Origin of the sequence: Novosphingobium flavum (genome assembly GCF_014230315.1) — a bacterium.
GTDB classification, from domain to species: domain Bacteria; phylum Pseudomonadota; class Alphaproteobacteria; order Sphingomonadales; family Sphingomonadaceae; genus Novosphingobium; species Novosphingobium flavum.
This window is the reverse complement of the sequence record NZ_JACLAW010000015.1, coordinates 70109-96991: the sequence shown is the minus strand read 5'-3', so window position 1 is coordinate 96991 and position 26883 is coordinate 70109. Positions and strand designations below refer to the sequence as shown.

Sequence of the window (26883 nt, the reverse complement as noted above, 5' to 3'; positions counted from 1 at the left end):
GCACGAACGATCGGTCGCCGCTGGAGACTACAAGTTCCTCTTTCCAGCGAGGTTGAAAGTCGAAGGTGCGCGTCGGCATTGTTCGAGATTAGGTCCGGCCATGACACAAGGCAAGGTTCGCTTCCCCGACATTTCCGTCATCCAACCCGCCAACCTAGCTTCCCGAAAGCGGACGGATTCCGTCCCCGCTCCCTAGCCGACCTCGGCCATCGCGCTGGCCGCCGCCACTTCCGCCTTGTCGCCGATCACCACGCCCACCCGCTGGTGCAGGCCGGACGGCGCAATGTCGAGGATGGCGGTGGTGCCATCGGTTGCCGCGCCGCCGGCCTGGGTGACGAGGAAGGCCATCGGGTTCGCCTCGTACATCAGCCGCAGCCGCGCCTTGCCCGGCTCGCGGGCGTCGGCCGGATAGAGGAAGATGCCGCCGCGCTTGAGGATGCGGTGGATGTCCGCCACCATCGAGGCGGTCCAGCGCATGTTGTAGTCCTTGCCCAGCGGGCCCTCGCTGCCGGCGACGCGCTCGTCAATGTAGCGCGTCACGGCGGGTGACCACTGGCGGCGGTTGGACATGTTGATGGCGAATTCGCGCGCGCCCTGCGGCATGGTCATCGGTCCGTCAGTCATTCGCCACGAGCCGATCTCGCGGTCCAGCGTGAATTCATAGACCCCGGCGCCGATGGTCAGGACCAGCAGCGCCTGCGGCCCGTAAAGCGCATAGCCTGCCGCGACCTGCCGGCTTCCCGGCTGGAGGAAATCCTCCTCGGTCACGTCACGCCCCGAGCATTCGGCAGGTGCCACGAGCACGGAAAAGATCGTGCCCACGGTCAGGCCGACATCGATGTTGCTTGAACCGTCGATCGGATCGAACAGCAGCAGGTATTCGCCCTTGGGGTAGCGGTGGGGGATGCGATGCAGCGTTTCCATCTCCTCCGAGGCCATGGCGGCGAGATGCCCGCCCCACTCATTGGCCTCGAGCAGCAATTCGTTGGCGATGACGTCGAGCTTCTTCTGCACTTCGCCCTGCACGTTCTCGCTGCCGAGGCTGCCCAGCACCTCGCCCAGCGCGCCTTTCGAGACCGCGTTGCCGATGGCCTTGCAGGCGCGGGCCACCGTCTCGATCAGCATCCTGAGCTCGGTCGGCAGGGCGTCTGCCTCGCGCTCCTGCTCGATCAGGAAGCGGGTCAGGGTGATGGACTTCATCTCGGCAAACCTTTCGTGCATCGGCAGACATTCTGGCCCTGCGCCGTCACTATTGCAGCGCCATGACCGGGCAGCAAAGCAAAACCCGGCAAAACCTTGTCGCTTCGCGCTTCAGGCCCCATGGCGGGCGAGGAAGCGCAGGGCCAAGCCGGTCCACGGCAGCGGCGCGCCATCCTCCCCCGCCCAGCCGAAACCGTGCCCGCCGGATTCGACAACGTGCAGTTCGCTCGGCACCCCGGCCCGGCGCAGCGCGGCGAGGTAGGACAGGCTGTTGTCGACCGGCACCACGCCGTCGTCCAGCGCATGGGCTAGGAAGGTCGGCGGACTGCCGGCCGCAACGCCGGCTTCGGCCGCATAGCCGTTCGCATCGGCGCGGGGCGCCGCGCCCAGCAGTTCCTGCCGCGACTGGGCGTGAACGAAAGGGCCCGTCATCAGGTTGACCGGATAGAGCAGCAGGGCCGCCTTCACCCCCAGCGGCAGCGCGTCGACCGCGTCCGCCGCCGCGTAAACCGGCCGCGCAGCGTTCACCAGCCGCGCCGCGAGGTGGCCGCCCGCCGACCCGCCCCAGACCGCGATCCGCTCCGCCGCGAAGCCATCCACCCACGCGCGGGAGCGGATCAGGCGCAAGGCACGCTGGGCATCCTGCAGCGGCGCATCCGGCCCCGCCTGCCACGAATCGCCCGGCAGGCGGTAGCGCAGCAGGTAGGCCGAATAGCCCGCCGCCGCGAAGGCCCGCAGCAAGGCTTCGCCGCCCAGCCCGATCGCCACGCGGACATAGCCGCCGCCCGGCACGATCAGCACGGCCGCTCCGTTGGGGCGCGTCGGGCGGCAATGGAGCAGGACCGGCCGGGTCACGTGAAGGAAGGCGGTGTCGTCAGCCGGGCCGGTTGGCGAGCGCGGGATTTCCTGCTCCGCCAGCCCGGCCGGAATGCCCCCCGGCGGCCCATCGGGCCAGAGCGGCACGATCGAGATCGGCGCGGCCTTGGGCAATATGGTCTTCGCCCCGGCCCGAACCGCCGATCCGGCCGCGAGCAGCGCCGCGCCGGTGAGAAAGCCGCGCCGGGCGGGCATCAGTGGCAGGCCCCGGTGCCGAGCGGCGCGGCGCGGGCGAGATCGGGCCGCTCCTTCGCCACCAGCGCGCTTGCCGGGATCGGCAGGGCGGACAGCGCATCGGCGATCAGCCCGGCCATGCGCCGCGCGCCGATTTCGCTGAAATGGGTGTCATCGTCGATCCCCTTGGGAAAGCCCGGCCAGACGCCCGGCGGATAATGCAGGTACAGCGCGCGGGCAGGCTCGCGCCCCGTCCGGTCGATCAGCGTCCGCGAGGCCGCTTCGAGATCGACCAGAGGCGTGCCGGTCTGCGCCGCGACTGCGCGGGTTACGGCCGAATATTCCGGAAAGTCGGCCCGGGCCTTGCCATCGTCCCAGAACGAGCGGCGCGCCACCGGGGTCACCAGCACTGGCACGGCCTGCCGCCCGCGCGCCTCCCAGACGAAGCGCAGGAGGTTGTCGCGGAACATGGTCGTGGCAGCGGCGAAGCGTTCCGGCTTTTCGTAGGCGGCGTCATTGTGGCCGAACTGGATGAGGATCGTGTCGCCGGGCCGGGTTTCGACCATCAGGTCGTCCCAGCGGTGTTCACCGATGAAGGTGCGCGTGCTGCGCGCGGCGATGGCGCGGTTGATCACCTGCGCCCCCGGCACCAGGGCACAGCCGAGGTATTGCCCCCAGCCCGACTGCGGATAGCGCTCGGGCCCATAGGTCTGCGCGGTCGAATCCCCGGCAATCAGGATGCGGCCCGAGGCGGGGGGCGCCGCCGGCTGCGCGGCGACCGGCCCGGCCAGGACCAGGGCAAGCGCCCATTTCAGCGACATGGCCCGCCCCATCTCAGCGCCCCACCGGATTGTTGCCCCACAGCTGGTCATAGCGCCAGCCCGACAGATCCTCGACCACGCGGCGGCTCTGCTCCGAGGTCGGCTCCCGCCCCCCGGCGCGCAGGTGCTCGATCTCGGCCATCAGCACCGCGTGGGTTGCAGGGCCGAGGCGAAAGCGCAGCGAGACCAGCACGCCCAGCACCAGTACGCCGATCGTGCCGATGCCCAGCACCAGCGCGAGCGTGTGGATCGCCCCCGAACTCTGCACCGGCGCCTTGGCGACGAAGCCGCCCACGTCCATGAGCACGCCGACCCCCGCCACGGCCGCGGCCTGGGTCGCCTTGCGCACGAAGGTCATCACCCCGGCAAAGCTGCCCTCGCGCCGCCGCCCGGTCACGATCTCGTCGATGTCGGCCATGTAGTTGTAGGTCGCCCAGGGGATATAGTTGAGCGCCCCGCGCCCGAGCCCGACGAGGCCGATGCCGATCCACACCGGGGCCGCCGTGGCCGGAATGCCGAGCTTCCACTGCGCCAGCAGCGCCACCACGCCCGCCGCGAAGCACCCTGCCGCCGTGCGGTAGGCCGCGGCCGGCCCGGCGCGCAGCGCCAGCTGGATAGCGATCAGCACGGCGACGAACTGGACGATATACATCGTGCCGAGCAGTCCCGAGGCGATCTGGGTGGACCCGGACAGTGCGAAGATCACGAAGAAGGTGAAGGCCGCGTTGAACACGTCCTGGCTGATATAGCCGCCGAGGTAGAGCCCGAGATGCAGGCGAAAGGCGCGGATGCGCAGGGTCGAGGCGAGGTTCCGGTAGAGCGCGGCGATGGGCGACACGTTTCTGGCCGCCACCGGCGCGGCGACGTGCGCCCGCTCCCAGCTGCACAGGTAGAGCGCCGCTGCGGCCAGCATGAACAGCACGGCGAAGATCGCGCCCATGTAGAAGAAGGTATCGGCGCTGTCCCGTCCGAGCCAGTTGATCAGCCACAGCGGCAGGAACCCCGCGAGCACGGCCGACCCTTGCGCGAACAGGATGCGAAAGCCCGCGAACTTGGCCTTGGTCCGGTAGTCGCTCCCCATCTCCGCGGCGAGCGTCTCGTAGGGAATGATCTCCATCGCGTAGATCAGCTCGAACAGCACGTAGCTGACGAGATAGTAGGCAAAGCTCATCCCCGGCAGCCACATCAGGGCGAAGCTCGGCAGCAGCGGGATCGCCGCAAGGATGAAGAACCGGCGCCGCCCGAAGCGCCGCCCGAGCGCCGTCCGTCCGAACCCGTCCGACACATGGCCGATCATCGGCGAGGCGAAAGCGTCAAGAATCCGCGCCGTGGCGAAGATCAGCGCCGCCTGCCCGGCCGAAAGCCCGCAGAACTGGGTGTAGAACACCAGCACCCAGGCCGAGATCACCGCCATCGATCCCGCGCCCAGCACGTCGTTGGCGCCATAGGCGAGATAGTTGATCAGGCGCACGGGGCGCGGTGTGCTTGCGGTCATGTCCTGTCCCGTTCTTTTCTCGTTGCCCGGTTGGTCCCTGGTCAGTCGAGCCGGCGAAGATATTCCGCCAGTGCGCAGATGGCGAGGCTCTGACCATAGGGCATCGAGGTGAGCGCGATGTCCTTATAGAACTGGAGCGTATCGCCCATCGCCGTGCCGAAGCTGACCTGCTGCAGCTCACCGTGCGCGTCGATATTGGCGAGCACTCCGGCAACCGCGCGGCGGCCCACGTCCTCGTATTCGGCCGGCAGGTAGCCCAGCCGCACGGCTTTCAGGATGCCATAGGCAAAGCCCGCCGTGGCCGAGGCCTCGAGGTAGGAGGTCGGGTCGTCCACCAGGGTATGCCACAGCCCGCCCTCGTCCTGTGTGGCAGCGAGGGTGCGGACCTGTGCGGCCAGCGTATCGAGCAGGAAGGTGCGCAGCGCATCGCCTTCCGGCAGGCCGAGCAGCTCGACGAATTCGGGAATGGCGATCGTGATCCAGCAATTGCCGCGCGCCCACAGCGCCTCGGCGAAATTGTGCCGTCCCTCGAAGGTCCAGCCGTGAAACCACAGCCCGGTCTTGCGGTCGAACAGGTATTTGATGTGAACGAGGAACTGGCGCTTGGCCTCCTCGACATAGGCGGGGCGGTCCAGCAGCAGGCCGATCTTGGCGAGCGGGAGCACGCTCATCATCAGCGTGTCGTCCCACATCTCGCCGGGGTTCTCATCGTTGTAGACGATGTGCTGGAAGCCGCCGTCCTCGGTCTTGGGCAGGCCGCCTGCGGGGGCCATCAGCCACTCGGCCCAGTCGTCGAAGCGGGCAAGGTTGCTCGGGTCCGGCTTCATTTCGTGGAGGAAGGCGAGCGTGATGAACGGGGCCACCGTGTTGATGTTCTTGGTGGTCTCGCCCTCGGCAAAGCGGTCGACGAACCACTGCTTCATGATCGCCAGCGCCTTGGGATCGCGGCTCTGCTCGTAATAGCGCCACATCCCGAACAGGCCGACGCCGTGAGTCCATTCCCACCCGGCCCAGCCCTTGGTGTCGATGATCCGCCCATCCTCGAGATGGAGCAGGAACTCGCCGGTCTCGTCCTTGATGTTGACGAGGTTGTCGATCAGCAGGCCGATGGTCTCGGTCACGGCAGCACGGGAGGGGGTGGCGCTAGAGGTAGTGGCTTGGGTCACTGGATCTACTCCGAAAATCAGGTTGCAGCGGCCGGCCCGGCAAAGCGGCCGACCAGCGCCGACAATTGCAGCGCGGCCAGCCCCCACTGGGCGGCGTCATTGGTGGAAATGCCGTGGATCTCGTCGACCGGGCGCAGCACGGCGGCGCCGTCGATCCGCCGCATCGGGGCAGCGGGCACGCGGTCGGGCCGGTCGCCCTGTCCGGCGAACTCTTCCCAGGCGCGGCGGGCCAGATCGGGGCGCCTGCGCTTGGCGGCGGCATAGGCGGTGAAACGGGCATGGCCCTGCCTGAGCCCGCGCGGCGCCCACTTGGCGCCGGTCCTGGCGGTAAATGCCTCGGCCGGGGCATTGTAGAATTCGCAGTAATCGAGCCAGGCCTCGCGGTAGGCCGGCATGTCGATCAGTTCGAGCAGTTCGGCGTGCATCTCGAACACGCCGAAGGCGCCGTTGAGATGACTGATCCGCACCGTTTCGCCGCCGGAAAAGCGCCCCGAGGCAAGATCGTACATGGCATAGCCCGCGAACCACTGCCTTGGCAGGGCCGCGATCGATTCCATTCCCGCCACGATCCGCTCCCGCCAGCGCTTGTCGCCGGTCCGCTCCCACTCGGTCAGCCAGGCCGCCAGCAGCGAGCCCCAGACCGTGCCGAAGGCCATCTCGACCTTGCCCGCGGGCGGCTTCGCGCGGGGGGCGCCGGGCGCATCCACGCTGCCGGTCTTACGCTCGATATCCACCTCGGCCAGCCGCTGCTCCGATCCGAGCAGGTCGCGCATCAGGTCGCCGCAGCGCTCGTCAGCCGTGAGGTAGTAGTAGATCCGGCGATAGGCCGCGTTCGATATGCGCGGCTGCTTGGAACTGTCGCCCCAGTGCTGCACGCCGTGGCGGGTGCCGAAGCCCTTGAACCGGCCCATGTGATAGACGTCGACCTCACCGGTATGGCGGCACATCGCCTCGGCCATGCGGAACAGGTCGGCCCGCCCCGTTCGCAGATAGGAATGCCACAGCCACAGGTCGGTGGAGAGCTCGCTGTTATCCCAGGCAAAGCCGCCGATATCATAGCGCCAGACGTGGCGGTCGTTATCGTAGGAATGCATGACGTCGCCGTAGTTCCAGAACCCGTACCAACGCCGCTGTTCGACCTGCCCGAGGTAGAAATCGAGTTCGGCCCTGGCGCGGGTTTCCAGCCCATCGAGCGCCGGCGAAGAGCGATCGACAAAGCCCCAGACGCCGAACATGCCCGCATCGTGGACGGCGGCCGAGGTGGCGATCAGGCGCGGCGGCCTGGCCACCAGTGCCCCCATGCGCGCCAGCCTGTCGCGCGGAGGCGTGGCGGGCAGCGCCCAGAGCCGGAACTCGGTGGTGCGCGCGATCCCCTGCGCCGTGCCCCAGCCGGGTTCGAAATCCTCGTAAGTGACGTCGAGGCCCTTGTTCTGGTGGAACCAGTCCTCCATCCCCATCGTGCCGTGATAGAACCTCAGATCCATCGCCGGGGCATCGGGCGAGTGATACCACAGGGTGAAGCGCGCGGCATCGCCCGCCGCGCCCCGCAGGTCGAGCCGCACCGGGGCGCGCTGCCAGAAATCGCTCAGGCCGAAAGCCGTCCCGCCCTGCGGCGAGCCGACATAGCCGAACCCCGGCGCGCGGCGGCCCGCGTCCGCCGCGATCCAGCCGTGGCCCGGCCCGGTGCGCTTGGCGATGGTGAAGCCATCGGGATTGGGCTGGGACAGGGTGAAATCGCCCCAGGCCGGGATATAGCGCAGCTCCTCGCGCAGCACCGGCGCCAGCTGGTCGAGTGGCGGCACGGCCTCGCCGGCCACCTGCGCCGCGCGGAACTGCACGCCGGGATCACGACGCAGGCCGGTCAGCGGGCGCACAGCCTCGGCCCAGAGCCCGCCATCCTCGCCGCCGAAGCGGACATGGCGGTCGTGCGGCTCGCCGCGCATCGGCACTTCGCCGGCAAGCCCCAGCCCATTGACGAAGCGCGCCGCCGGGTCGCCGTCGAACACCAGTGAATGGACGATCCGCACGCATTGCGAACCCGCGTGGAAATAGAGCCGCAGCGAGAAGGGCAGCCACGGCTCCCCTTCCCCGCCGTGCCGCCCTTCGAGCCGCACGACGGCGCGGATCGGCCCGGCCTGCTCCACCGTGGCCCGCTCGATGCCGCCGCGAAAGGCCATGCGGCGCGGCGCCTCGCCTTCATCCTCGTCCGGCTGGTCCTGCGCCGTGGCGATCAGTCCGACCTCACGCAGCACCTCGTTTCCGCCGATCGCGGCCGAACGGATCAGCGCCGGGCCCGACCGGCCCAGCAGCCAGACCACGCCCGCGCAGGTCACGCGGATCGCATCCGCCTCCTCGCTGACCGTCACCACCTCGGCCGAACGCGCGCGCGCAGCCATCACCGTGCCGCCAGCGCTCCGCACCGCACCGGCGGGCGCAGCATGGCCGGTCCACTTGATCGATCCATCCGGCCACCAGGCCAGCGGCCAGGTCTGGAGCGGGGCCACATTCCCGTCGTCGCCGGCAAGCGCATAGCCGCCGCGCGCCAGCCGCGTTCCGCGCGGCCAGGGCTGCCCCCAGCACTGCCCTTCATCGAGCGCGGGCGCCGCCCCGTCGAGCCAGTGGACCGCAGCGCCGCCCTTCCCGGTCCGCTCGAGCGCGGCCTCGGCCACGGTCGCCGCCGGCAGCGTTGCCGCCGCGCCGGCCAGCGCCGAGCTGGTCAGGAAATCGCGGCGGTTGAGGCTCACTTCGCCGGCCCCGCCACTTCTACGGCATAGACCCCGAGCCGGCCTTCCATGTTGGAGCGGAACACCAGCCACTTGCCGTCGGGCGTGAAGCGCGCATTGGGTTCGAGCCGATAATCATGCTTGCTCAGGTCGACCAGACGCACTCCGTCGAACCGGCCCGGCTTGATCAGGCTCTCCGCGTCCGGCGCATGAATTCCGGCCACGTCGGGAATATCGCGCGGGCGGAACAGGTAGAGCCATTTCCCGTCCGGCGCATGGGCGACCATCTCGTTGTCGCCGCCGTCACCGGCAAACAGCTTCTGGTCCGGGGAAATGTTGTAGTGGACCGACCACTCGTTGCGGTCGAGCGCGTACCAGCGCCGCTTGCCGCTGGCGAGATCATAGGAGGCCAGCCAGAACACCTCGCCGCGCGGGGTCTGCAGGTCGTACCAGATGGTCTTGCCGTCCGGCGCCCAGAACTCGTGCCCGGCGATCTCCATGTTCATCGTGCGGGTATGAACCTTGGTCAGCTGACTGCCGTCAGTTCGCACGGTCCATATCCGGTCGACCTTGTGCCACGGCCCCTCGTGGCAGAACATCAGCAGCGAGGGATCGGTCGGCGAGAACAGCAGGTGATTGAGCCAGTCGGTCGACTGGACCACGGTGCGCCGCTCGCCGGTGCGCACGTCGATCACGAAGATCTCCATCGGGATCTTCGCTTCGAGCCGGTCGTTCAGCCGCACTTCCTTGGCCTCGGCAAAGGTCAGCGGCTTGCCGTCGGGGCCGGTGGCGGCGTAGTTCGCCTGCCCGAACCGGCTGTCCCGCGCCGGGGTGCCGGGCTGGAGCGGCATCGAGCGCTCCGCCGTCACCCCCGCCAGCAGGGTCTCGTCGGCATTGATCGAGGCGATCGAGGCGCCGGAGACCTCGGCGATCTTGCGGGTCTTGCCGCTGTCGATATCCGCCGTCCAGATCTGCATCGGCCGGGTATCGCCATCCTTGCCGGCCGGACCACTGGCAGCAGCCTTGCCGCGCACCGCGTAGTAGACCGAGCGGGTCTTGCGCCCGGCGAAGAGCAGTTGCAGCTCCTTGCCGGGAACCAGCAGCCGCTGCTGCCAGGTTTTGAGGTCGACCGAAATGATCCCCCGTTCGCTGGAAATGACCATCCGGTCGCCCTGCGGCGTATAGGCTTCCTCGTTGAAATAGAGCGCGCTCACCCCCGGCTCGTCCGACAGGCGCAGCACCCGGTGGCCAGTCTTCGCGTCGATCCAGCTCGCCGGAGCCGCGGCAACCGCGCCCTTCTCCGCCGCAATCGCCCCCGGGGCGGCGACGCCCAGCCCCGCAACCATAGCGAGTGCCAGCAAGCCAGTTCCTGCACGCATGATCCTGCTCCCGTCTCCCGCTGCGCGGGGATCCTCTCGATGTCTGCCGGACGGGAATTTGCTCCCTGACCGGAATCGCATTTGACTTGCGATTTCCAATTTGTAACACTGAATGCCACAATGTGAACCCACAAAATTAGGGGTCCGGTTGATGAGAGGATCTCCCCGCACCGTGCGGCGGACTGTCTGGGCTGCGGCTTTGTGGCTTTGCGGCCCGCTTCCGGCCGCCGCCGCGGCGCTGCCCTGCGGCCCATTTTCGATCCACCAATTCGCCCCCGACGCGATCCCCCGGATCGACGGAGACCCAGCGGACTGGGCCGAGGTCACCCCCGCCGAATCGGTCGGGGTGGACCGGCTCGCGGCGGACGACGGCAGCAATCACCGCCCCGATCCGGCCAGTCTCTCGGGCCGCATCCGGGTCGGCTGGGTCAAGGGCCTTAACCGCCTGTTCTTCCTCTACGAGGTGGATGACGACTACTGGGACTTCGGCCAGCCCGGCCTGCGCAATGATATCTTCGAACTGGTGGTGGACGCCGACCGTTCGGGCGGCCCGCTGATCGCCCGCTTTCATCCCGCGCTGGGCGCCGGGCTTTCCGATCATGACGCCTGGTTCCATTTCCAGAACGTCCACGCCCAGAACTATCACGTGTTCACCCCGCCCGGAGACAAGGATGTCGCCATGGCCTGGGGCCCGCAGGCGAGCTGGATCAAGCGCCTGCCCTGGTCGAACTTCGCTTACCGCCATGCGCTGAAGCCCGGCGGCAAGGGCCATCTCGCGCTGGAATTCTGGATCACCCCGTTCGACCATGCCGATCCGGACGGCCCGGAGAAATCGGTCGAAACCACCCTCACCGAAAACAGCCTGATCGCCATGGCATGGGCCCTGATCGACCGTGACGGCGCCGATGGAAGCAAGCAGGGCTTCTGGAACCTCTCCCCCCGCCACACGATGTACGGGCAGGCCTCGGAGCTGTGCGCCTTTCGCCTGATGCCGCGCCCCGATCCGGCGCTGAAGGCCGACTGGTCGTTCCGCATCCTTGATAGCCGGACCCGCGATGTCGCTTTCCGCGACGAGAGCACTGGCCCCGTCACCGCCCGCCGCTGGGACTTCGGCGACGGCACCGCATCGACCGAACCCGCTCCCGTCCACCGTTATGCCGCGGCCGGAAAGTTCGTGGTCACCCTCGAGGTGACCGGCCCCACCGGGCGCTCGCGGCTCGAAAAGGTGTGGGACGTCTCGTTTACCGGAGATCCGCAGAAATGAACCGACGCACCCTGCTCAGCCACGCGCTCGCCATGCTCGGCGCCATCGGCCTGCCGGGCCTTGCCCTCGCCGCCACCCGAGCGCGCCCGTTCCGGCCCGAGCGCTTTGGTGCGAAGGGCGATGGCAAGGCCGACGATACCGCCGCGATCCAGCGCGCGATCGACGCCGCCGCCCGTGCCGGCCGCGGCGCGCAGGTGCGCCTTTCGGCCGGCCGGACCTACCTTTCAGGCGCCCTCACCCTGCGCGGCGGGATCGATTTCCACCTTGCCGGAAATGCCGTGCTGCGGGTCAGCACCGATCCGGCGCGCTATGGCGGCGAGGCGCCGAGCGGGCTTGCGGCCGAGGGCATTTCCGGCCCCGGCGCCCTGCTCCACGCCCTCGGCGCCGACGACCTCACCATCAGCGGCGCCGGCACGATCGACGGGCGCAGCCTCGACTTCATGGAGCGCTACGACGCGGCGGACGAATGGTGGATTCCCAAAGGCTTCCGCCCCCGCCTGATCGTGCTGGAAAATTGCGCCCGGTTGACGATCCGCGACATCACCCTGCGCGATGCGCCCAGCTGGACGGTCCACCTCCTCGGTTGCCGCAAGGTCGTGGCCGAGCGGCTGACCATCCTCAACCGGCCAGACGTGCCCAATTGCGACGGGATCGACCCCGACCATTGCCAGGACGTGATCATCCGCCATTGCCACATCATCTGCGGCGACGACGCAATCGTGGTCAAGGCGACCGCCGGGCATGAAAAGTACGGCCCCTCGCGCGATATTCACGTCCACGATTGCGTGCTTGAAACGCAGGACAGCGGCCTCAAGATCGGCACCGAGACTCATCAAGACATCCACTCGATCCAGTTCGAGCGCTGCCGCGTGGTCAGCGGCTGCCGCGGCCTGTGCATCCAGCTGCGCGATTCCGGCAATGTCCACGATATCGTGTTCCGCGACATCACCTTCGCCGCCCGCTACCACTCGGCGCCGTGGTGGGGCCGGGGCGAGGCGATTTCGTTCACCGCCATCCCGCGCGATGGGCAAACCCGGGTCGGCACGATCCACGACATTCAGGTCGAGCGGGTGCGTGGCACGGCGGAGAACTCGATCCGCGTCGAGGGGCTCGGCGGTGGACGCGTGCGCGACGTCACCTTCGATGCCGTCGACCTGACCCTTGCCCGCTCTACTCGCTATCCCGGCGGCGTCTTCGACAATCGCCCGACGAAAGTGGTCGAGCCGATCGAGCGGCGCGGCACGCCCGCCGTGTCGATCCGCCATGCCGAGCGGGTTACCCTGCGCAATTGCACCGTGCGCTGGGGGCCCAATCCGCCGGACTATTTCACGCACCTGCTCCAGGCCGAGGATGCGCCGGGCCTCGATCATGCCGGGCTGTCCGGCACTTCCGCGCACCCCGGCCGCGTGGCCGAAATTGCGATTTCCTGAGGAGACTGCCCGGATGAAGCCCTCGCTGTTGGCCCTGCCGCTGCTCGCCCTTGCACTGCCGGCCGCACTTGGCCCGACACCGGCCTTCGCGCAAGCAGTCGGCCGGCCGATCAGCGACGCCGACGACCTCGCCGGGTTCGAGCGCCGCGCGGCGCTGGCCAAGGAAATCGGCGCCACCGAAGTCGTGGTCACCGAAGGCCTGCCGCTGGCCGACTGGGAGCTGGACAAGGGCGATACCTATCCCGAATGGTTTGTTCACCACGCATCGATGCTCAAGGTCTTCCCGACCGGCGCGGTCGCCCCGTTCATCGATCCGGTCTGGGTCAAGCGGATGCAGGCGATCGTCCGCCAGCGCTGTAGCGTGTTGCAACGGCTGAACCTGCGCGCGGTCTGGCGGGCCAACGAGCCGGCGGTGCTGCCCGAAGCCTTCTTCACCGCGCACCCCGAGCTGCGCGGACCGCGGATCGACCATCCTGCCCGCTCGACCAAGACCCATTTCGCCCCGAACGTCGACCGGCCCGAGATGCTGGCGATCTACCGCCAGTCGATCCAGCAATTGCTGCAGGCCTGCCCGGCGGTGGACAGTTTCGTCTGGACCACGACCGACGCAGGCTCAGGCTTCGACTGGACGCCGGGGCTCTATCCCGGGGCCAACGGCAATGCCGATTTCCGCGACCGTCCGGTGGCCGACCGGGTTGCGGGCTTCATGAACACGCTCAAGGGCGCGGCGCGCGATATCGGCCGCGACATCCGCATCAACATCAACCAGATCGAGCCGCGCCAGTGGATGATCCCGACGTTTGGGCCGGACGTTCTGGAGAACATCCTGCGCAAGCTCGAACCCGGCCTCGCCGTCAACGGCAGGCAGGGTGACGGCAAGCCTTACGACGGCGGAACGTGGGGCCGCGCGCCCACTCGGGCGGCCTTCTATCCGGTCACCGGGATCGTTGCCCCGGATTTCGAGCCGGTGGTGAAGCCCTCCGGCGGCCATGTCGTGGTCCCGCTTGGCGAGGAAAGCGCTCTGCCCTTCACGGCCCGGCTGCTGCGCGCGACGAAGGACCAGCCGATGGCGACCCGCAGCCAGCGGCTTGCCGCGCTGCGGCTCTTCGCGTCGAGCGAAGTGGGTGAGGACCGGGCCGACCTGCTGATCGAGCAGTGGAACGCGCTCGACGGCGCGGCGCGCTATCTCGACGTGCTCGATTTCGGCGCCATGCTGCGCTTCGGGCATGTCCTCAATCGCTGGATCACGCGGCCGATGGTGCCCTTCCCGCTCGAACTGACGCCCGCCGAAAAGGCCGACTGGCGCCCATTCCTGTTCCAGGCCAAGGGCGAGGAGCAGGCCGCCAACCTTGCCGACATACAGGCCATGCGGATGTATGAAGGCTGGGGCGCGCACCTGCTGTTCCAGCGCGCGGTCGAACTGGCGAAACCACGGGTCGAGCGCGCCGCCGCAATCGCCGGCCAGCTTGCCGCCGCCGCTCCCGATGCAGCGCGGCGGCAGGAATGGCTGGTGCAGCAAATGCGTCTTCAGGCGCTCGCCCTGCTGCTCCAGTCGGCCGACGACATGGTTTCCTATCAGGCCCAGCTTGACCGCGTTCATCAGCGCACGGCCAAGCCCGAGGCCGACGCCCCGCTTGGCGCCCGCGCCGATTGGGACCGCGAGGACCTGATGGCCCTCGCCCGGCGCGAGATCGACACCATGGTCGCCTTGCGCGCCCTGATGCTTTCGTCAGGCCAGCCGATCCTCGACCTTGCCGAGCGCCGACAGGACGAGACGGTCATGCGGCTCGGTCCCGATGTGGCCGCGCAGCTCAAGCACAAGATCGACACGATGAACGCCCACTGGCGCGACTATGACCGGCTTTCGACCGTCCCCAACCCGTAAGGCGGCGCATTTGCGCCGAAGTTGACGAAGTTGACACGGTTCAGGGAGGAATTCTCCGCCCCTGGACCGGTTGACCTTTTCCGCCGCGCGGAAGCGTTCCCGGCGGCCTGATCCCACGCTGTCAAAGAGCCCGTGAAGGGTGACAGGTCGTGCTCCTGTAGGAAAAAAAATGGCCCGCCGGGCCGAAGCCGGGCGGGCCAGTTTCCACTCCGCGTCAGGGAGGGTGGGATCAGAAAGTGTAGGACGCTCCGACGAAGAACTGGCGGCCCGTGGTCGAGAACACCCGCTGCGACTTGCGCACCGCGCCGCTGTACTGGTCGGCGGCCTGGTTGGTGATGTTGAGAGCGTCAGCGGTGATCTTGAGGCGCGACGTCAACTTGTACGACATAGAGGCGTCGACGTTGGTCGTAGCATAGCTGTAGTTCCCGTCAGGCACCTCGGCCTTGAACGGCAGGGCCGTCAGGTAGGCATCGCGGTAGGCAACCGAGACGCGGGCTGAGAAGCGGTCATCGTCGTAGAACAGGGTGGCGTTGACCGAGTGGGGCGAGACGTTGATGAACTGGTCACGGGTCGTCGCGGCGTTCGCTGCGGCCGAGAGATAATACAGCACCTTCGACTTCACGTAGGTATAGTTCGCCGCCACCCCGAGGTGCTTGAGGAACCCGGGAAGGAATTCCAGCGGCTGCTGAACGTTCACCTCAAGCCCGGTGATGTAGCCGCCGCTGGTGTTGCGGAAGCGGGTCACCGTGTACGGCGTGTTGGCATCCTGCGCAGGATTGAGCCCGGTGAGCAGGCTGAGCGGCAGGCCGGTGGCACCAAAGGGCTCAGATGCAGCCTGGCTCTGGATCGTGCTGCCGACATCCTTGTAGAAGAAGGCCAGACCATAGAACGTGCCGCGCTTCGGATACCATTCGAGGCTGAGGTCGTAGTTCTTGGCACGATAGGGAGCGAGGAAGGGGTTCCCGATTGTGGCCGACTGCTGACCGAAGGTCGTGTTGACGGTGCCGCCCGGGTTCAATGCATTGAGGCCCGGACGCGCCATGACCTTGGCAAAGGCTGCGCGCAGGATCAGGTCGTTGCGGATCTCGTAGCTGATATTGGCCGAGGGCAACCAGTCGGTGTACGAATTCGGCACGGTGACCTGGGTGGTCAGTGACAGGAACCCGGTCGATGCCACCTTGGTGCGGACATAGCGCAGGCCCACGTTGCCGCGCAGGGCATGGCCGCCAAGGTCGAAGTCGAAGTCAGCCTGACCGTAAACACCAAGGTCTTTCTCCGTGACCGAGCGGTTGTTGCCGAGGGCTCCGGTATTCACGCCGAGCGTGAAATCACCGTACTTGTTGGCACAGTTGCAGAGCAGCCCCAGCTTGTCCACGAAGGCGTCGACGTTCGGAACGACCCAGCTCGTCACCGAGCCGGCCGGCAGGCCGAGTTGGCCGCCAAACCCGGTCAGGGTTTCGCTGAGCGCGCCGAGGGTGGGGAAATCGGCCGCGAACTGAGCGAAGTTGAAGGCCGTGTAGGCACCCGGGTTCGTGCAGGCCGTGCCCGTGACGTTGGTAGACGAAACCGTGCAAGGTGCCGAGTTGTTGGCGAACAGGCGCTGGGTCTGTTCCGAGCGGAAGGTGTATTCCTTGTACATTACGCCGCTCTTGAGCTTGATCTGATCGCTCAGCTCGTAGGCGAAATTGCCGGCTGCGGTCTTGAGGTAGTTCTTCACCCGAGCCTTGGTGATGCGAATATCCGGCGTGAGGCCGGTGCCCGCATTGGTGAAGGTGACGTTGGCCGGGTTGGTCACGTCATAGCCGTAGTTGATGTAAGGACGGCGCACGTCATTGCGCGCATCCCAGATATAGCCGTCCTTGTTGAAGCCGTCATAGCTCATGAGGATCGTATAGGGCTGGTCGAAGTCCGACCCGGCAATACCGACCTTGCCGTCGAAGCTCAGGCGATCTCCCAGCTTCTGTTCGAGGTGGAGTGCCAACTCGTAAGTCTGGGTGGTGGTCTTGGTGCGTTCCTGGATGTGCTTGATGTCGACGTTGTTGAGCTTCATGTAGTCGACCTGCCCGGACGGCTGCACGTGTACATCCATGATCTGGCTGTCGACGCGGCCGGCAAACAGCGGGAAGGTACTGGAAGCGCCGTTCACGTTGCGGTTATTGGAGGCCAGCGACAGCGCGTAGTCGGTTCGATCCTGCTTGTAGCGCGAATAGACGCCATCAATCGTGATGTGAGTGTCGTCGGACGGCTGGTACTGGATTGCCGCCGTGACGCCGAGGCGTTCCTGATCCAGCTGAAAGCGGCCTAGCCCCGGGTTGCGCGGCAGGAACACGTCGGGCTGATTGATCGCGGCGTAAGCGACCGGGTCCGACGGCTTGCCCGAGAAACACTGGTTCGGAAGGCGGTTGGGCCTGCCGGCGGCCAGCGCACTGAGCGGATTGACGAAGGGAATGGCATCGTTGACCACTTGGCTGCCTGCCTGGCTGGCGATATCCACCGCCGTGCCACAGAACCCTTCGAGTGCGTCTGAATAGTCGGACTGCGAGGTGTCGGAATAACCGTCTTCCTGCGCCTTGCGCTTGGAATAGGCGGCCGAGACCAGCACACCGAAATCGCCCCACGTGTTTGACAGCAGCCCGGCAACTCGCGGGGCTACCGAGCGATTATTGTCATAATAGGCACCCTGCACGCTGAGCCCGCCGCGGAAGCCCGGCTTGTCGAACGGCTTGGCGGTGGCGAGGTCGATCGAGGCGGCGAGCGAGCCTTCGTCCATTTCGGCCGACTGGCTCTTGCTGACAGTGATCGCGTTGAACAGTTCGGAGGCGAAGGTCGAGAAGTCGAACCCGCGGGTGCGGTTGATGCCGGCGACGACGCCGAGGGTCGAACCGGTCGTGGCGGAGAAAGCCTCGATCCCGTTGAGCGTGGTGCGCACGAAATCGCCGCCGAGACCGCGCACGGTGACGTTGCGGCCCTCGCCGCCGTCACGTTGAATCGACACGCCGGGGATGCGCTGGATCGATTCGGCGAGGTTTGCGTCAGGCATCGAGGCGATGTCGTCGGCCTTGATCACGTCGACGATGTTGTTCGAGATCTTCTTGGCCGCGATGGCGCTTTCCAGCGAGGCGCGGAAGCCCTGGACGATGATCGTCTCGGCATCGTTTTCCTCGGCGGGCGCGGTGGCCGCCGGAGGTGCCGCCTCCTGCGCGGCGGCGACGCCGGGGGCGAGGAGCCCCACGGCAAGAGCGATCGCTATCGTGGCGGTCGAAACCTGACCCAGACGCGATGCGGAATCCGTGAACAAGGATGCCTTCATGTGAACCTCCCTCTCAAAAGGCGGACGGAGGACGGTCGCTCATCGGTTGCCAGCGATCCTGCCCCCGCCGTGACGGCTCTATTCCGTCTACTAGCCCGGAATGTTTGATCCCATTTTTTTGCCGTGTAAAGCCCTATGTGAAGTTCAAATCCATATTGTGGACCTTTTTCGGCAATATCCGCAGATTTGATCCACTTTGTGGTTTCAGGCCGCAATTCCCCTAACCCGCTGCGCCACCGGGTGATCAGGGAAGATGGAACACCTCATGCAGCGGCCACTCGCGCGGGCGATTGGTCTCGTCCACTTCCATCAGGTCGGCCATGTAATCCCACCACCGCAGCATGACCGCCGCGCCGGGCAGTTCATCGCGGCGATTGTCCGGGGCGAGAGTCAGCACGGCGAACAGGGCGCCCGTCTGCGGATCGACGAAGATCCGGTAATCGCTGATCCCGGCGTCCTTCAGGAGCCTGGCGAGATCCGGCCAGATCTCGTCATGGCGGCGGCGGTATTCGGCGATCTGGCCGGGCTTGAGCTGCATGCGAAAGGCGTGAACCGACATCAGGCTTCCCTACGTTCTGCGATATGACCACTTGTTTCATATACCGGAACGCATAGAATGGTAAGGGAGCGGTGCGGAGGCTCGTCAATTCCCGGGTGACTTGCCCGGTATGATGTTGGATATGCAGGCAATGGACAGCACCACTGACATGATCGAACAGGCCGAACCCGAGGCGCGAAATGCAGTGAAGGGCGCGCAGACCCTGATGCGCGCGCTCGACATACTCGACGAGGTGATCGCCGGCCCGATCAAGACCGTGGAGATCGCGCGCAAGCTCGGCATGAGCAAGACGACGGCGCACCGCCTGGCTCACGCCCTGAAATCGCGCGACTATCTGTCGATCACCCCGGACGGTTTCGCGCTCGGCCCCAAATTGCTGCAGCTTGGCGCCATGGCGGAATCGCAGACCGACCTCGTCCGGCTCGCGCGGCCGCTGCTGGAGGTCCTCTCCTCTGAAACCGGGTTCTGTTCCTTTGCCGGGCAGCGCGAGGGCGATTGGTCGCGCCACCTCGACCGGGTCAATGGCCGGCAGCGGCTGCGCGTGGCCACCATTCCCGGCGACGTGCGCCCGATCGCCGAAACCGGCCTCGGCAAGGCCCTGCTGCTCGATGAGGGCGAAGAAACCTGGCGCCGGCTCTACGTCGCCTCGCGCAACGGCCGTGTCACCGAAAGCGAAGTGCAGCGCTGGATCGCCCATATGCGCGAATTCAAGGTGCGCCAGGTCGTCGACCACGACAGCGAACTGGGCGACGGCGTGCATTCGATCGCGGCGCCCGTGCGCAATGCCAAGGGCCGGATCGTCATGGCGATATCGATCGCTGGCGCCACGCAATACTACCAGGGCGAAGACGCCGGACAGCTGGCCGGGAAAGTCGCTCGTTCGGCCCGCGAAATCAGCGCACTGGCCGGTTACGCCGGCTGACGGCCGTCCCGATGCGGGACGGGGCGGCAGGTGCGATCCGGGGCCGGGCACGCCGCCCCGCTCAACGCTGTCGGTGAATTCGCTGTGAAGCGGCGCGGGTGAGCAAGTCAATCGGGGTTCAACGGGGCCAGGCAGAGCGGGCCCGCGCGCGACGACCAATCGAATGGGGACAGAGCGCCTTTATTGACACGCATGTCAACACTAACGTCGCCACAACCCTCCATCTAATTTGTCATGTAAATCATGTTATGATGGGATATATTTACATATACATATAGATCCTCTTCTATAATGCTGCAGTATTTATAGGCACTTTACTGCGGCAATCCGTTTGACACAGGCCAAGCAAACCCTAATATACGACAAAACATCTGCGAGTCGGGTCGCAATCGCCTTGAATTGCCGTCAGCTATGACGGCCTTGGCCGGCCACACCGCGGGAACCCAAGACAGAACGCTCCGCGGACGCCGACCCTTTGCGGGGGAGCTTGTCATGTCCATTTCCATCACCGTTGCGCCGTCTCTCGTTCTTGACGAAACCGCCGGCATCCAGAACTCAGCGGACAGCACGGCTCCCCTCACCGACAACGACGTGGCGCTGTCTTACGACCCCGCGACCAACCAGTTGACCAGCGCTGTCCTCGACAGCGAGTTCCTCACGTTCCTGATGGGCCTGAACGCTGCCGACAGCGCGGAAGATGCGGCGCTGGGCTTTGCCGCCTCGGTCGGCGGGGCATCCAGCAGTGATACGTTCATCACCGTCTCGGCGACGGACGGCGAGACGATTGATGACCTGTTCTTCTCGGCAACGGGCAACGGGATGATCACCAGCGTCACCTCGCTCGACGATGAAGTGCTCTATTTCCATGTTGCCGCCAACAACAGCTTTGCCACGCTGACCACCAGCGCCACCGACGGGGCAGGCCGCATCGTCGCCGCGTTTTACCTTGACGAGGCGGACAACCACCTGAGCGGGCAGGTCCAGATGGTGACGTTCGAGGCGCTCAAGCATCCCGACGCCGCCAACCCCGATGACCCGATCAACTTTTCCGACGTGCTCAAGATCGGCGCGACCGGATCGCTGTCGTTCGATTTCGACAACCTCGCATCGGGCAATTTCCTGTGGGTGGCAATCGGCACGGAATCCGCCGGATTGCTGGTCACGGGCGCTGACCTCAACGTCAACGACGATTCCGGCAGCAACAAGTACGGCGAGCATATTCCCGGCGGGAGCACCGATCCCAGCGACACGATGAATACCAGCCAGGGCGGCGCGGGCGCCACGATCGGCGTCAACTCGCAGCACTTCGTGGCCGGGGGCCAGGGGCAGAACGTAACCGACGGCTCGACCGCAGTGTTCACGCTGGTCCGCGGATTTGTGCCCTTGCCGACGAGGGGCGAGGCCACGGCCACCAACCAGCAGGCCACTGGCACCAATGTCCAGCAGATCAACTATGGCTCTGCCAGCGGCGACTATATCAACACGACCGGCGCCGGGCTGTTCGTCTCGCAGTTGACCGGGACCCATGCCGACATGCGGGTCTCGCTGTGGGAAGCCGGTGGCGGCACGACCGTCGAGGAGAGCTTCGCCTATATTGGTAACCAGGACACCGACAGCGCCCTGCACGACGACGCGGCGATCAAGATCGGCAGCGTCTCCGTTGTTCGCGGCAACACCACCTATACCTTCAATGCCAGCGGCAACCAGAGCGGCATCGCGGTGACTTTCGTCGACGATGCCTTTGACAACTCCTTCACCATCACCGGCCTGCACGCGCTCGATACGGTAAAGTGGACGACCCTTGGCGGTGACACCTTCAACCGCTTCCAGGTCCAGGCGCTTTCGACCACCAACGCCTTCGACGTTGGCCGGATCGATATTCTCCAGGGTTTCGACACCACCACCGGGCTCGGTTCCCATCTCTTCGTCGACGATGACGGCCCGAGCATCGTGAACAACGGCAGTTCCGTGCCGCTGCTGACGACCGACGACAGCCTGGTGCCGCAGACCACCAGCGCGGTCAGTTTTGCCGGCCTGTTCACCCCGGCTTTCGGCAAGGACGGTTTCCTCGACAACAACAACGACCATCTCGAGGATGCCGACGCGCTGACCTATGCGCTGTCCCTCAAGAACGGGCAAGGCACCGTCAGCGGGCTGACCGACACGCTGAGCGGGGATGCGATCTGGCTGCGCGTGACGGCCGGCGGCGACGTCGAGGGCTACGTCTCGACCAATTCCTCGACCGTGGCGTTCCTGATCGATCTCAACACCACGACGGGCACCATTGCGCTGACCCAGTACCGCTCGGTGGTCCATGACGACCCGGCCGACCCGGTCGAATCCGGCACTGCCGCGGCGTCGATGGCTGCCGACCTGGTGGTGCTGACCGCGACGATCCGCGACGGCGACGGTGACAGCGACACCGACCCCGCCAACATCGGCAATGCCTTCCGCTTCGAGGATGCCGGGCCGACGATCAGCCGCAACCTGACCGCCGTTCCTTCGCTGACGACCGATGACAGCGACATCACCGACAGCGCCGGGCCGACCAGTTTCGCCGGCCTGTTTACCGGCAACTTCGGCCAGGATGGCTTCAAGGACAGCAACGACAACGACGTCGAGGACCCTGACGCCATTTCCTATGCCCTGGGCGTGAGCGCGACCGGCGGCGTGCTCAGCGGGCTGTTCGACACGCTGAGCGGCGACAGGATCTACCTCTACCTCGAGAGCGGGGTGGTGGTCGGCCGGGTCGGGCTGGACGACAATCTCGGCCCCAATGCCGCCGGGGCGGTGGCACTGAGGATCAGCGTCAATTCCGACAGCGGCGACGTGACGCTGCAACAGGTCCGTTCGGTGGTCCACGACAATCCGGGCGATCCGGCCGAAACCGGCAGTTCGGCGGCGGGCTTTGCCTCGGCCGGGCTCGTGACGCTCACCGCGACGATCCGTGACGGCGATGGCGACAGCCAGAGCGCGCCCGCCGACATCGGCGATGCGTTCCACTTCGAGGACGATGGTCCGACGATCAGCCGCAATGCGAACCCGCTCCCAGCGCTGGTAACCGACGACACGGACATCACCGACAGCGCCGGGCCGACCAGCTTCGCCAGCCTGTTCAACACCGACTTCGGAGATGACGGGTACAAGGACAGCGACGACAACGATGTCGAGGATCTCGACGCCGTTTCCTTCGCCATGTCGCTCAAGAACGGTAACGGGACCAACTCCACACTGGTCGACACGCTGAGCGGCGATGACATCCTGCTGCGCCTGACCGGCGGCGGCGACATCGAGGGATACCTGGAAAACGCTACGAGTACCGTCGCATTCCTGATCGACCTCGATGCCAACTCGGGCAATGTGACGCTGACCCAGTACCGCGCGATCTATCACAGCGATCCGCTCGACTCGATCGAGACCGGAACCGCGGCCGAGAAGATGCCGCCCGACCTGATCGTGCTGACGGCGACGATCCGTGATGGTGACGGCGACAGCCAGAGCGCCCCGACCAACATCGGCGACGCCTTCCACTTCGAGGACGACGGGCCAAGCGTGACCGGCGCCAGCGTTGAAACCACGGTTGACGATGACGGCGGCGCCGGCGGCAATGCCGGGGGCGTGGGCGACATCAATGCGCCGCGCGTGGTCAGCGGAACCGTTACCGCCCTGTTCGACGGCGGCTCCGACGGGCTCAAGAGCTTCACCATGTCGCTCGCCAACTTCGGCGGGACGCCGCCAGTGACCTATTCGCAAGGCGATCTGCTTGCCTACGACCAGACCGGCGACCTGCTGACCGGCTACGTCGAGGACGGCACAAATACCGGCTACCAGCAGGGCGAGGACCGCGACGTCTTCACCTTCGAGCTGAACGTCGGCGGGGTTGCCGGAGCCTTCGACTTCACCCTGATCGACCAAATCGATCATGCCATCGCCAACACCGAGGACGAGTTCAACCTCGAGATCGGCATCCTGCTCCAGGCGATCGACAACGACGACGACAAGTCCAGCGCGGCGGCGCCGATCCAGTTGACCATCGTGGTCGACGACGACAGCCCCGAGGTCACCACTGCGAACGACACCAGCAACGACGCGGCGGGGTCGAACGATACCATCACCACGACCGGCGCGACCGGCAACTTCGTCTATGCCATCGGCTTCGACGATCGCGTCGGCACGACCTACAGCGCAACCAATTCCGACTTCTCGGCGGCGCTGGCCAGCGGCCTGATCTTCAACGGCACGATCGGCGGGGCGCCGATCACGGTCGGCACGACCTCGTGGGTTTCCGAAACCGATACGGAGGCCCGGTTCTCCTTCACCTTCAGCTACGTTTCCGATCCGAGCAGCAACACGCCGACCGCGAATGGCGGCACCCTGCTGTTCGACAAGGACGACGGGACCTATACCTTCACGCTGACCGATCCGATTTCCAGCTTCGGCATCCTGTCGCTGGCCAATGCGCAGGGCTTCGCCGGCTATCTGCCGAACACGAGCACGCCCGATTCGTCGCAGCCGGAGGTGACCGTGGCGGCGCTGGCCGATGACTTCTTCGTGCAGTTCACCGGCGCGCATGAGACGGGCGGAGGTACCGACGGCAATAACGCGAGCCAGCAGAACAGCATCGGCAACAACAAGAACCTCGATGCGCTGGCTCCCGGCGAAGCCTGGAGCAACGGCGACGACGACAACTTCGCCAACGGCGAGCTGTTCACCCAAGCTCCCACCTGGGTCAGCGTTTCGGGCACGGCGGCCGGCACGGCCGGCGACACGATGCAGGCCGGCGAAGTGCTCGATTTCAACTTCTATGCGGCCAACCCCCAAGGGTTCCTCAATTCGGGCGTGGCCAAGGCCACGACCGGCACAATGTTCATCGAGTTCGACGCGCTCGACAACGGCGAGGATCTCGTCGTCGTGCTCAAGCTGGTCGACCGGGACGATGCCAGCATCACGACCACCCGGGCGGTGATCGTCCAGTACCAGGACATCTTCCACATCGCCGAGGCGAACCAGATCCCGCCCAGCTATGTCGATCCCAAGACGATCGACCAGAACGACGGCCTGATCGTGATCGAGAGCAACGACTACAACGTCCTGCAGAACGACAACTGGACCATCTCCGGCGCCCAGGTCGTCGCATCGACCGAGGGACTGACCGGCACGGGCATCGATCTCAATCGCGCCCTGGGCGATACCGGCGGGTCAGCCATCAACGGCACCGATCCGTTCAACACGGTCAAGGACAGCGGCGGCAACAACGGCGGCACCTGGGACGGTGACGTCTTCAAGATCGTCAACATCGGCTTCCTGACCGAGATCACCCCGGATTCGCAGTTCGTCTTCAACGTCAAGGTGATCGACTATGATGGCGATGCCTCGGCCAACCAGTCGCTGACCATCGACGTGACCGGGGACACCAGCCAGAACGGACTGGCGCCGCTGACCGCCAGCTTCACGGCCAGTGACGCCGAGCTGCTGCTGGCGAATGCATCGCTGATCCCGGCCTGATCGCGGAGCAAGGCAGGGGCGGCCTGACGGCCGGCCCTGCCATCCGCATCATTCCGCCGCCGCGTTCACGCCATCCGTACGGCAAGCCGGGCCGCGAGCCCACGCGTCGGAGCTGGGGCAAGGGTGAGGTCGAACCCGTAGGCTTCGGCAATTTCACGAGCGATGGCGAGGCCAAGGCCGGACCCGGGCCGGGACAGATCGTAGCGCACGCCGATCCCGAAGGCCCCCGCGATCTGCTCCGCCGACATGCCGGGGCCATCGTCGGTGATCGTGATCACGCAGTCCTGTCCATCGGCGGCAAGGTCGATGACCACGGACGAGTCTGCCCATTTCCCCGCGTTGTCGAGCAGGATCGACAGGACTTCGGACAGGTCGATCGGATCGACCTCAACCGTCGCGGTGACACCCTCGCCCGCCCGCAGGACGAAATCGACCTCGGGATGCAACTTGCTCATGGCATTGATGAGCGGTTCGAAGATCCCGGGCAACTGGCTGGTCTGGCCCGAAGTCTTGGCCATGGCGGCGGAGCGGGCCCGCGCCAGGTGAAATTCGATCTGCTGGACCATGATGTCGGTCTGGGCCAGCAGGTTCCGGCCAGCCTCATCCCCGGCCGGCGAGGCGGCAAGGTGCTCGGCCTCGTCAGTGATGACGGCCAGCGGCGTGCGCAGGCTGTGCGCGAGGTTGCCCGCCTGGACCCGCGCCCGGGCAATGATCGCCTGATTTTCGACGATGAACGCGTTGAGATCGTCGACCAGGGGGCTGATCTCGCGCGGGAACGTGCCGGGCAGCGGCTCCCGCCTGCCGCCGCGCAGGTCGGCGATTGCGCGCGCCAGCCGATCGAGCGGCTTCAGCGAGAAGACGATCGCCGCCCAGCCCGTGCCCATCAAGGCAATGGCGAGACCGCTCAGCCACAGGGTCAATTCCCGCGTGAATCCGGCAATGGCGGCATCGAGGAAGCGCTTGTCGGTCGAGATTACGTAATGGATGATCCGTCCATCCGGGGCGGGACGGGTGAAGCCGTAGGAAATGGCCGCGCCGGTCGGGCCGTTGTCCACCGCATGGAAGACTTCCGGCGAATGGGCCACATCCTCGTCCAGCCCGCCGCGCCGCATCGATGCCGAACGCAGCACGTCGCCATGCCAGACGCTGACCTGCCAGTAGAAACCCGACATCGGCTCGAGATAGCGCGGATCGGACAGGGGCCGCGTCAGCGTGAGATGGCCATCGGGCGATACGTTCACCAGCCCGGCCAGTTCGCGGACATGGCCGTAGAGCTCATCGTGGTACTGCGCCTCGATGTGCCGGGTGAACACCCGCGTGGCCGAGAACCAGATGCCGCCGATCCCGGCCGCCACCCACAGCATGATCGCCGCGGCATAGCGCAGCCGCAGGCTGGTCACCGCGATCCGCCGCCGCGAAACGGCGGACTTCATGCCAAGAGCCTGTAGCCGAAGCCGCGCACGGTCTCGATCCGGCCATTGCCGATCTTGCGCCGCAAACGGCCGACCAGCACCTCGACCGCGTTGGGCTGGCGCTCGCTTTCCAGGTCATAGAGGTGCTCGATGATATCGCCTTGCGGCAGGGTCTGCCCGACGTTGCGCAGGAACAGGTGCAGCAGGCGGAACTCCATCCGCGAAAGCCGCAAGGGTTCGCCGTCCAGCTCGGCCGCCTTCGCGGCCGGATCGAGCCGCAGCCCGCGATGAGCCAGCCATGCCTGAGCCGCACCCTGCCGGCCGCGCCACACGGCATGAAGGCGGGCCTGCAGTTCCTCGAAACGCACCGGCTTTACCACGAAATCATCGGCCCCCGCGTTCAGCCCCTCGACCTTCTCCTGCCAGCTGCCCCGCGCGGTCAGGATGATGACGGGGCAGGCCAGGCGCCGCCGACGCCACAGCCGCAGCAGGTCCATCCCGGTTCCATCGGGAAGATTGAGATCGAGGATGACGGCGCCAATCTTGTCGAGGTCGGGCCAGGCCTCGCCTTCGGCAAAGGTGTGCGCGATATCGACCGCATAGCCGGCATCGCGCAGCCTTCCGCCCAGGCGCGCGGCCAATTGAACATCGTCTTCGACAAGGAGCAGTCGCAACAGCCCTATCCCCTGGTCCCTGAGTCGGTGCGGGACCTGGCCCCTCCTACACCGATAAACTGACAAGTTCCTGTCAGCTTCGGGGTGT

General features: G+C 66.4%; 16 protein-coding genes. 5 read left to right on the top strand and 11 right to left on the bottom strand.

Annotation, left to right across the window (positions count from 1 at the left end; all coding sequences use genetic code 11):
- Positions 1-192: 192 nt before the first annotated feature.
- From H7F51_RS16850 to H7F51_RS16820, 7 genes are all read right to left on the bottom strand, one after another.
- The gene (locus H7F51_RS16850) at positions 193-1200 is read right to left on the bottom strand and encodes a class 1 fructose-bisphosphatase (RefSeq protein ID WP_185665481.1); all 1008 of its coding nucleotides are present in this window, start codon (positions 1198-1200) and stop codon (positions 193-195) included.
- Positions 1201-1311: 111 nt separating this feature from the next.
- Positions 1312-2271, bottom strand: a complete 960-nt coding sequence (locus H7F51_RS16845) for an alpha/beta hydrolase (protein ID WP_246448664.1) — start codon at positions 2269-2271, stop codon at positions 1312-1314.
- Positions 2271-3071, bottom strand: a complete 801-nt coding sequence (locus H7F51_RS16840) for a rhamnogalacturonan acetylesterase (RefSeq protein ID WP_185665480.1) — start codon at positions 3069-3071, stop codon at positions 2271-2273. The genes H7F51_RS16845 and H7F51_RS16840 overlap by 1 nt, the downstream gene beginning before the upstream one ends.
- Before the next feature lie 13 nt (positions 3072-3084).
- The gene (locus H7F51_RS16835; RefSeq protein ID WP_185665479.1) at positions 3085-4566 is read right to left on the bottom strand and encodes an MFS transporter; all 1482 of its coding nucleotides are present in this window, start codon (positions 4564-4566) and stop codon (positions 3085-3087) included.
- 41 nt (positions 4567-4607) lie between these two features.
- Positions 4608-5732, bottom strand: a complete 1125-nt coding sequence (gene bglB, locus H7F51_RS16830) for a beta-galactosidase BglB (protein ID WP_425491046.1) — start codon at positions 5730-5732, stop codon at positions 4608-4610.
- Positions 5733-5749: 17 nt separating this feature from the next.
- On the bottom strand, positions 5750-8476 hold the full coding sequence (locus tag H7F51_RS16825) for an exo-rhamnogalacturonan lyase family protein (RefSeq protein WP_185665478.1): 2727 nt from the start codon (positions 8474-8476) through the stop codon (positions 5750-5752).
- Positions 8473-9834, bottom strand: a complete 1362-nt coding sequence (locus H7F51_RS16820; protein WP_185665477.1) for an oligogalacturonate lyase family protein — start codon at positions 9832-9834, stop codon at positions 8473-8475. The genes H7F51_RS16825 and H7F51_RS16820 overlap by 4 nt, the downstream gene beginning before the upstream one ends.
- A 151-nt stretch (positions 9835-9985) precedes the next feature.
- On the opposite strand from H7F51_RS16820, the gene H7F51_RS16815 reads away from it, so the two are divergent.
- The 3 genes from H7F51_RS16815 to H7F51_RS16805 are packed head-to-tail and all read left to right on the top strand — an operon-like array spanning position 9986 to position 14413.
- Entirely contained in the window at positions 9986-11098 is a 1113-nt protein-coding gene (locus H7F51_RS16815; RefSeq protein ID WP_185665476.1) for a PKD domain-containing protein, read from the top strand.
- Positions 11095-12528, top strand: a complete 1434-nt coding sequence (locus H7F51_RS16810; RefSeq protein ID WP_246448663.1) for a glycoside hydrolase family 28 protein — start codon at positions 11095-11097, stop codon at positions 12526-12528. The genes H7F51_RS16815 and H7F51_RS16810 overlap by 4 nt, the downstream gene beginning before the upstream one ends.
- Positions 12529-12541: 13 nt before the next feature.
- The gene (locus H7F51_RS16805; RefSeq protein ID WP_185665475.1) at positions 12542-14413 is read left to right on the top strand and encodes a hypothetical protein; all 1872 of its coding nucleotides are present in this window, start codon (positions 12542-12544) and stop codon (positions 14411-14413) included.
- A gap of 229 nt (positions 14414-14642) precedes the next feature.
- On the opposite strand, the gene H7F51_RS16800 is transcribed toward H7F51_RS16805, so the two are convergent.
- Together H7F51_RS16800 and H7F51_RS16795 are read right to left on the bottom strand one after the other, a co-directional pair.
- Positions 14643-17723: a TonB-dependent receptor gene (locus H7F51_RS16800; RefSeq protein ID WP_185665474.1), complete on the bottom strand. Its 3081-nt coding sequence runs from the start codon at positions 17721-17723 to the stop codon at positions 14643-14645.
- Between the two features lie 244 nt (positions 17724-17967).
- Positions 17968-18282, bottom strand: a complete 315-nt coding sequence (locus H7F51_RS16795; RefSeq protein ID WP_185665473.1) for an L-rhamnose mutarotase — start codon at positions 18280-18282, stop codon at positions 17968-17970.
- Positions 18283-18412: 130 nt separating this feature from the next.
- Here H7F51_RS16795 and H7F51_RS16790 point away from each other — a divergent pair, with 130 nt between their 5' ends.
- Entirely contained in the window at positions 18413-19204 is a 792-nt protein-coding gene (locus tag H7F51_RS16790; RefSeq protein ID WP_246448662.1) for an IclR family transcriptional regulator, read from the top strand.
- A 492-nt stretch (positions 19205-19696) separates the two neighbouring features.
- Positions 19697-24709: a DUF5801 repeats-in-toxin domain-containing protein gene (locus tag H7F51_RS16785; protein WP_185665472.1), complete on the top strand. Its 5013-nt coding sequence runs from the start codon at positions 19697-19699 to the stop codon at positions 24707-24709.
- A gap of 65 nt (positions 24710-24774) precedes the next feature.
- Here H7F51_RS16785 and H7F51_RS16780 read toward each other — a convergent pair whose 3' ends face one another.
- Both H7F51_RS16780 and H7F51_RS16775 read right to left on the bottom strand, forming a co-directional pair.
- On the bottom strand, positions 24775-26142 hold the full coding sequence (locus H7F51_RS16780) for an ATP-binding protein (protein WP_185665471.1): 1368 nt from the start codon (positions 26140-26142) through the stop codon (positions 24775-24777).
- Positions 26139-26795, bottom strand: coding sequence for a response regulator transcription factor (locus H7F51_RS16775; protein WP_185665470.1), 657 nt, complete (start codon positions 26793-26795; stop codon positions 26139-26141). Before H7F51_RS16775 ends, H7F51_RS16780 begins: the two co-directional genes overlap by 4 nt.
- Positions 26796-26883: the final 88 nt, after the last annotated feature.

Coding starts and splice junctions, on each gene's coding strand:
- H7F51_RS16780 (WP_185665471.1), bottom strand. CDS start 26,142: ATGAAGTCCGCCGTTTCGCGGCGGCGGATCGCGGTGACCAGCCTGCGG.
- H7F51_RS16805 (WP_185665475.1), top strand. CDS start 12,542: ATGAAGCCCTCGCTGTTGGCCCTGCCGCTGCTCGCCCTTGCACTGCCG.
- H7F51_RS16800 (WP_185665474.1), bottom strand. CDS start 17,723: ATGAAGGCATCCTTGTTCACGGATTCCGCATCGCGTCTGGGTCAGGTT.
- H7F51_RS16840 (WP_185665480.1), bottom strand. CDS start 3,071: ATGTCGCTGAAATGGGCGCTTGCCCTGGTCCTGGCCGGGCCGGTCGCC.
- H7F51_RS16785 (WP_185665472.1), top strand. CDS start 19,697: ATGTCCATTTCCATCACCGTTGCGCCGTCTCTCGTTCTTGACGAAACC.
- H7F51_RS16845 (WP_246448664.1), bottom strand. CDS start 2,271: ATGCCCGCCCGGCGCGGCTTTCTCACCGGCGCGGCGCTGCTCGCGGCC.
- H7F51_RS16815 (WP_185665476.1), top strand. CDS start 9,986: ATGAGAGGATCTCCCCGCACCGTGCGGCGGACTGTCTGGGCTGCGGCT.
- H7F51_RS16790 (WP_246448662.1), top strand. CDS start 18,413: ATGGACAGCACCACTGACATGATCGAACAGGCCGAACCCGAGGCGCGA.
- H7F51_RS16810 (WP_246448663.1), top strand. CDS start 11,095: ATGAACCGACGCACCCTGCTCAGCCACGCGCTCGCCATGCTCGGCGCC.
- H7F51_RS16820 (WP_185665477.1), bottom strand. CDS start 9,834: ATGCGTGCAGGAACTGGCTTGCTGGCACTCGCTATGGTTGCGGGGCTG.
- H7F51_RS16835 (WP_185665479.1), bottom strand. CDS start 4,566: ATGACCGCAAGCACACCGCGCCCCGTGCGCCTGATCAACTATCTCGCC.
- H7F51_RS16850 (WP_185665481.1), bottom strand. CDS start 1,200: ATGAAGTCCATCACCCTGACCCGCTTCCTGATCGAGCAGGAGCGCGAG.
- H7F51_RS16795 (WP_185665473.1), bottom strand. CDS start 18,282: ATGTCGGTTCACGCCTTTCGCATGCAGCTCAAGCCCGGCCAGATCGCC.